This is a genomic window from Streptomyces sp. NPDC050560 (genome assembly GCF_044457285.1).
GTDB lineage: Bacteria > Actinomycetota > Actinomycetes > Streptomycetales > Streptomycetaceae > Streptomyces.
This window is the reverse complement of sequence record NZ_JBITGT010000017.1, coordinates 1-7,647: the sequence shown is the minus strand read 5'-3', so window position 1 is coordinate 7,647 and position 7,647 is coordinate 1. Positions and strand designations below refer to the sequence as shown.

The window sequence follows — 7,647 nt, the reverse complement described above, 5'->3', positions numbered from 1 at the left end:
GACCGTGGACACACCCGTGCAGAAGATCGCCGAGGCGCTGCGCACCTCGCTGCTGGAGAACGAGCGGCTGCGGCGGCGTTATGACGAGGCCACGGCCGCCGCCGCGGAGCCGGTGGCGATCGTGGGCATGAGCTGCCGCTTCCCCGGGGACGTGGAGTCCCCCGAGGACCTGTGGTCGCTCGTCGACTCGGGCACCGACGCCATCACCGGCTTCCCCGCGAACCGGGGCTGGGACCTCGACCGGGTGGTCGACCCCGACGGCACCCGGCCGCACACCAGCTACACCGGGCAGGGCGGATTCCTGCACCGGGCGCCGGAGTTCGACGCGGCGTTCTTCGGGATGAGCCCGCACGAGGCGACCGCGACCGACCCCCAGCAGCGGCTGCTCCTCGAAGTGTCCTGGGAGGCGTTCGAGCGGGCCGGGATCGACCCGCAGGCCCTCGCGGGCACCAGGACCGGTGTGTACGCGGGGGTGATGGCGACGGACTACCCGGTGCGGGTGGGCACGGTACCCGAGGGCGCCGAGGGGTTCATGGTCACCGGCACCGACGGCAGCATCGTCTCGGGCCGTGTCTCCTACACGCTGGGCCTCGAAGGGCCCTCCCTGTCGGTGGACACGGCCTGCTCGTCGTCGCTCGTGGCGCTGCACCTGGCGGTGCAGGCGCTGCGCAAGGGCGAGTGCTCGCTCGCGCTCGCGGGCGGTGTCACCGTGATGTCCACGGCGCGTACGTTCATCGAGTTCAGCCGGCAGCGCGGGCTCGCGCTCGACGGCCGCTGCCGCTCGTTCGCCGACAGCGCCGCGGGCACCGGCTGGGGCGAGGGCGTCGGCATGCTGGTCCTGGAGAGGCTGTCCGACGCCCGCCGGGGCGGGCGCCGTATCCTCGCGGTGGTACGGGGCTCCGCGCTGAACCAGGACGGCGCGAGCAACGGCCTCACCGCGCCCAACGGGCCCTCGCAGCAGCGGGTGATACGGCAGGCGCTGGCCGACGCGGGCCTCGCCACCGGCGACGTCGACGTCGTGGAGGCGCACGGCACGGGCACCGTGCTCGGCGACCCCATCGAGGCGCAGGCGCTGCTCGCCACCTACGGCCGCGACCGGCCCGCCGACGACCCGCTGTGGCTCGGCTCCGTCAAGTCGAACATCGGGCACACCCAGGCCGCCGCCGGGGTCGCCGGGGTGATCAAGTCGGTGATGGCGCTGCGGCACGGGGTGCTGCCGAGGACCCTGCACGTGGACACCCCGTCCGCGAAGGTGGACTGGGAGGACGGCTCCGTACGGCTGCTCACCGAGCCGGTGCCGTGGGAGCGCGACCGGCCACGCCGCGCCGCGGTGTCGTCCTTCGGGCTCAGCGGCACCAACGCGCACGTCATCATCGAGCAGGCCCCGGCGGCCGGGGCGGCTCCTGCCGCCGGACCCGGCACCGCAGCCACCGCGCTGCCATTCCTGATCACGGCGAAGAGCGAGGCGGCGCTGCGCGCGCAGGCCGGGCGGCTCGCCGAGCGGGTCGCGGCCGACCTCGGGCTGCGCCTCGCCGACCTCGGGCACTCGCTTGCCACCACCCGCGCCGCGCTTGAGCACCGGGCGGTGCTGGTCGCGGGCGGCCGGGAGGAACTGCTCGCGGGGCTGCGGGCGGCCGCGGCCGGTGACACCCCCGACAACCTGGCGTCCGGCACGGCCGCGGGCCGCGCCAAGGTGGCCTTCGTCTTTCCCGGGCAGGGCTCGCAGTGGGCCGGGATGGCCCTTGAACTCCTCGACACCGCACCGGTGTTCGCGCGGCGCATCGAGGAGTGCGCGCGGGCGCTCGGCGCGTTCACCGACTGGGACCTGCTCGCGGTGCTGCGCGGCGACGAGGACGCGCCCGCCCTGGACCGTGTCGACGTGGTGCAGCCGGTGCTGTTCTCGGTGATGGTGTCGCTCGCCGAGCTGTGGCGCGCCCACGGGGTGCGGCCCGCGGCCGTCGTCGGCCACTCCCAGGGCGAGATCGCCGCGGCGTGTGTCGCGGGCGCCCTCTCCCTGGAGGACGCCGCCCGGGTGGTGGCGCTGCGCAGCCGGGCCATCGCCGGGCGGCTGACGGGCCCCGGCGGCATGATGTCGGTGTCCTCGCCCGCCGGCCTGGTCGAGGAGCGGCTGCGCCGCTGGAACGGGCGGCTGTCGGTGGCTGCGGTCAACGGCTCGGGCTCGGTGGCGGTCTCCGGGGACTCCGACGCGCTCGACGAACTGCTCGCGGAACTCCAGGCCGACGGCGTGTGGGCGCGGCGCATTCCCGTGGACTACGCCTCGCACAGCGCCCATGTGGAGGCGATCGAGGACGAGTTGCTCGACGTCCTCGCGGACATCGCTCCGCGCGCCTCGCGTGTGCCGTTCTACTCGACGGTGACCGCGTCCGTCATCGACACCAGCGGGCTCGACGCCGCGTACTGGTACCGCAACCTGCGCAGGACGGTGCGCTTCGAGGAGACCACGAGGGCGCTGCTCGCCGAGGGGTACACGGTGTTCGTCGAGGCCAGCCCGCACCCGGTGCTGGCGATGGGCATCCAGGAGACCGGGGACGCGGCCGGGCGGCCCGCCGCGTCGGTCGGCTCGCTGCGCAGACACCACGGCGGCATGGACCGCTTCCACCTCGCGCTCGGTGAGGCGTGGGCGCGCGGGGTGGCCGTGGACTGGGAGCCGGTGTTCGCGCCGCACGCGCCGACGTGGGTGGAGCTGCCGACCTACCCGTTCCAGCGCCGCCCGTACTGGCCACGCCCCGACGCGGGCGGCTCCGACGTGGCGTCGGCGGGCCTCGACGGCGCCGACCACCCGCTGCTCGGCGCGGTGGTCGGCCTCGCCGACGCCGACGGCGCGGTGCTGACGGGCCGTATCGGGCTCGACACCCATCCCTGGCTCGCCGACCACGCCGCGGGGGGCGCGGTGCTGCTGCCTGGCACGGCACTGGTCGAACTCGCCATCCGCGCGGGCGACCAGGTCGGCTGCGGCCGTATCGACGAACTCACCTTGACCGCACCGCTGTTGCTGCCCGAAAGGGGCGGCGTCCAGCTCCAGGTGTTCGTCGGTGTGCCCGACGACGGCGGGCGGCGCCCGGTGGCGGTCCACGCCCGGCCGACGGGCGGCGCGGCGGCCGACGGCGACGAGGACACCGCGTGGACGGGGCACGCCACCGGGTTCCTCGTCCCCGAGCCGCCACGTGCCGAGCCCGCCGACACCGCGGCACCGTGGCCGCCCGAGGGTGCCACCGCGCTCGACGTGACGGACCTGTACGGGCGCCTCGCCGACGAGGGCTACGGGTACGGGCCGGTGTTCCAGGGCCTGACGGCGGCCTGGCGGCGCGGCGACGAGGTGTTCGCCGAGGTCGCCCTGCCGGAGGAGGTGAGCGGCGAGGCCGCGAGATTCGGCCTGCACCCCGCGCTCCTCGACGCCGCCCTGCACGCCGCGGGCCTCGGCCCCTTCGACACCGCGGGCACGGCGGAGCGGATCAGGCTGCCCTTCAGTTGGAGCGGGGTGAGCTTGCGCGCGGTGGGCGCGGCGGCGCTGCGGGTGCGGGTGGCACCCGCGGGGGACGACGCGGTGTCCCTGACCCTGTCCGACCCGGCGGGCGCCCCGGTGGCGTCCGTCGACGCGCTGCTGCTGCGCCCGGTCGCGCTCGACGGCCTGTCGGGCAGCCGGGCGCCGCACCGTGACGCGCTGTTCCGGGTGGAGTGGCGGCCGTGGCAGGACGACGCCACGGCGGCCGACACCCCCTGGGCCCTGCTGCCGGGCACGGAGCCGGAGGACCCCGCGGCCGTCGCGCCGCTGCTGCCCGCGGGCATTCCCGTGGCCGCCGACGCCGCGCCCGAACTGTTTGTCCTGCCGGTCCCCGGTGTCGACGTGGCGGACGCGCCGCGGGTGCCCGGGCTGCTGCGCGACACCCTCGCCACCGTGCTGGAGGCACTACAGGGGTGGCTGTCGGGCGACGGGCGCCCGGTGTCGTCACGGCTCGCCGTCGTCACCCGGGGCGCGACGGGCCCCGAGGGGCTGCCCGTCGACCTGGTCGGCGCGTCGGTGTGGGGCCTGGTGCGCGCGGCGCAGGCCGAGACGCCCGACTGCTTCGTCCTGGTCGACACCGACGGCACTCCGGAGTCCGCGAACCGCCTGGCCGCCCTGGCACTGACGGGCGGCGAGCCCGAACTCGCCCTGCGCGGCGGCGCCGCCCATGTGCCCCGGCTGGTCCGCGCGGCACCCGAACCCTCCGACACCACCGGTTTCGAGGGGTGGGGTCCTGAGGACACCCTCCTCATCACCGGAGGCAGCGGCGCACTCGCCGCCCTCGCCGCCGAACACCTCACCACCCACCACGGCATACGACACATCGCCCTCGCCAGCCGCCAAGGCCCACACGCACCCAACGCCAAAACCCTCACCACACACCTCACCCACCTCGGCGCCCACATCACCCACCACACCTGCGACCTCACCAACCCCGACCACATCACCACCCTCATCCACAACCTCCCCCACCTCAAAGGCATCATCCACACCGCAGGCACCCTCAACGACGCCACCCTCCCCAACCAGACCCCCACCCACCTCCACACCACACTCGCCCCCAAAGCCGACGCAGCCTGGCACCTCCACCACGCCACCACCCACCTCAACCTCACCCACTTCATCCTCTACTCCAGCGCCGCCGCCACCCTCGACGCCGCAGGACAAGCCAACTACGCCGCCGCCAACGCCTTCCTCGACGCCCTCGCCCACCACCGCACCCAACACCACCTCCCCGCCCACTCCCTCGCCTGGGGACTATGGGCGCAGCAGTCCGCCATGACGACGCACCTCTCGGCGTCGGACGTCGGCAGGATGGCGCAGTCGGGCGTGGTGGGCCTCTCCGCGGAGGAGGGCGCCGCCCTCTTCGACACCGCCGTCCGCGGCAGCGCCCCGGTGCTGCTGCCGGTCAGGCTGGACCTCGGGGCGCTGCGCAACCGGCCGGGCGGCCCGCCGCCGCTGCTGGGCGCCCTGGTACGGCCGGTGGCGCGGCGCGCGGTGGCGTCGGCCGCGGCGGGCGGCGGCGACACACTGGCCCACCGGCTGGCGCGGATGGCGGTGCCGGAGCGCCGCCGACTGCTGCTCGATCTGGTACGCACCCAGGTCGCGGCCATCCTCGGCCACGAGGGCGCGGCCGCCGTCGACCCGGACCGCGCCTTCAGGGACCTCGGCTTCGACTCGCTCGCCTCCGTGGCGCTGCGCAACAGGCTGGGCGCGGCCGCGGGCGTCAGGCTGCCGGTCACCCTGGTCTTCGACCACCCGACACCGGTCGCCCTCGCGGAGTTCCTGCGCACCGAACTCGGCGGCGCACAGGAGCCGGAGGACACGGGCCCCGCGGTTGCGGCGGGCGCGGTCGCCGACGAGCCGGTGGCGATCGTCGGCATGAGCTGCCGCTTCCCCGGCGGTGTCACCAGCCCCGAGGAGCTGTGGGAGCTGCTGGCCGAGGGCCGCGACGGGATCTCGGCGTTCCCCGACGACCGCGGCTGGGACCTCGCGGAGATCTGCGACCCCGTCGGCATGCGCCCCCACACCAGCCACACGGCCGAGGGCGGCTTCCTGTACGACGCGGCCGACTTCGACGCCGAGTTCTTCGGCATCTCCCCGCGCGAGGCCCTGGCCACCGACCCCCAGCAGCGGCTGCTCCTCGAAGCGTCCTGGGAGGCCCTGGAGCGCGCCGGGCTCGACCCGCACGCGCTGCGCGGCAGCCGTACCGGCGTGTTCACCGGGATCATGTACCACGACTACGCCTCACGCCTCGGCAACTCCCCGGTGCCAGAGGGCGTCGACACCTACCTCGGCAACGGCAGCCTCGGCAGCGTGGCCTCGGGCCGCGTCTCGTACACCCTCGGTCTCGAAGGCCCCGCGGTGAGCGTGGACACGGCGTGCTCGTCGTCGCTCGTGGCGCTGCACCTGGCCGTGCAGGCGCTGCGCAAGGGCGAGTGCTCGCTCGCCCTCGCGGGCGGTGTGTCGGTGATGTTCACGCCCGAGACGTTCATCGACTTCAGCAGGGCGCACAACCTGGCGTCCGACGGCAGGGCGAAGGCGTTCGCGGGCGCCGCGAACGGCACCAGCCTCTCCGAGGGCGTCGGCGTCCTCGTCGTCGAACGCCTCTCCGACGCGCGCCGCAACGGCCACCAAGTGCTCGCGCTGGTACGCGGCTCCGCCGTCAACCAGGACGGCGCCAGCAACGGCCTCACCGCCCCCAACGGCCCCTCCCAACAGCGCGTCATCAAACAAGCCCTGGACAGCGCCCAGTTGACCCCCGCCGACATCGACGCCGTGGAAGCCCACGGCACCGGCACCACCCTCGGCGACCCCATCGAGGCCCAGGCCCTCCTCGCCACCTACGGACAGAACCGCCCCGACAACCAGCCCCTCCGGCTCGGCTCCATCAAGTCCAACCTCGGCCACACCCAGGCCGCCGCCGGTGTCGCCGGGATCATCAAGATGGTCATGGCCATGCGCCACGGCGTACTGCCCAAGACCCTGCACGTGGACGAGCCCACACCCCATGTGGACTGGACGGCGGGCCGGGTGGAGCTGCTGACCGACGCGGTGCCCTGGACCACCGGACGGCCCCGCAGGGCGGGCGTCTCCTCGTTCGGCATCAGCGGCACCAACGCCCACGTCATCCTCGAACAGGCCCCAGAGGAGACCCCCACGGCACCCGAGGCGCCGAAGACCCCCGAGGCGCCGGAGGGAGACACCCCCACCGGCCATCAGACCGCCTCGGGCCCGGTGCTGCTCCCGCTGTCCGCCACCGGCCCCGCCGCGCTACGGGCACAGGCCCGGGGCGTGCTGGAACTGCTCACGGGCGAGGACGCCCCCGCCCCGGCGGACACCGCCTTGGCACTGGCCACAACACGAGCCCACTTCGACCGCCGCGCGGTGGCCGTCGGCACCGGCCCCGAAGAAGCCCTTACGGCGCTTCGGGCTCTCGCATCGGGCGAGACCACCACGGGCCTGGTCGAAGCCACCGCCACCGGCGGCCGGCTGGCGTTCCTCTTCACCGGACAGGGCGCCCAGCGCGTGGGCATGGGCCGCGAACTCGCCGACACCTTCCCCGTCTTCGCCGACACCCTGGACGAAGTGTGCACCCACTTCGACCCCCTGCTCGAACACCCCCTGCGGCACATCATGTTCGCGCCGGAGGACTCGGACGAGGCCGCCCTCCTCGACCGTACCGAGTACGCGCAGCCCGCTTTGTTCGCCGTCGAGGTCGCCCTGTTCCGGCTCGTGGAGTCGTGGGGCCTGCGGCCCGACATCGTCGCCGGGCACTCGATCGGCGAGATCGCCGCCGCATGCGTGGCCGGGGTGTTCTCACTGGCCGACGCCACAGCCCTCGTAGCCGCCCGAGGCCGCCTGATGCAGGCGCTGCCTTCCGGCGGCGCCATGATCGCCCTCCAGGCCACAGAGGACGACGTACGCGCCCTCCTCGACGGCGTCACCGACGCGGCGATCGCCGCCGTCAACGGACCCCGCTCCGTGGTCGTCTCAGGGGCGGAAGCCTCCGTGGAGGCGGTGGCGGACGCGGTGAGGGAGAGGGGCGGCAAGACCTCCCGCCTGAAGGTCTCCCACGCCTTCCACTCCCCCCTCATGAACCCCATGCTGGAGGAGTTCGAAGC

1 protein-coding gene is annotated in these 7,647 nt (G+C 74.6%); it reads left to right on the top strand.

Annotated features, from left to right (window positions below; genetic code table 11):
• Positions 1-4: 4 nt before the first annotated feature.
• On the top strand, positions 5-7,647 hold a 7,643-nt coding region (locus ACIBIW_RS31040; protein WP_399341068.1), incomplete at its 3' end, for a type I polyketide synthase.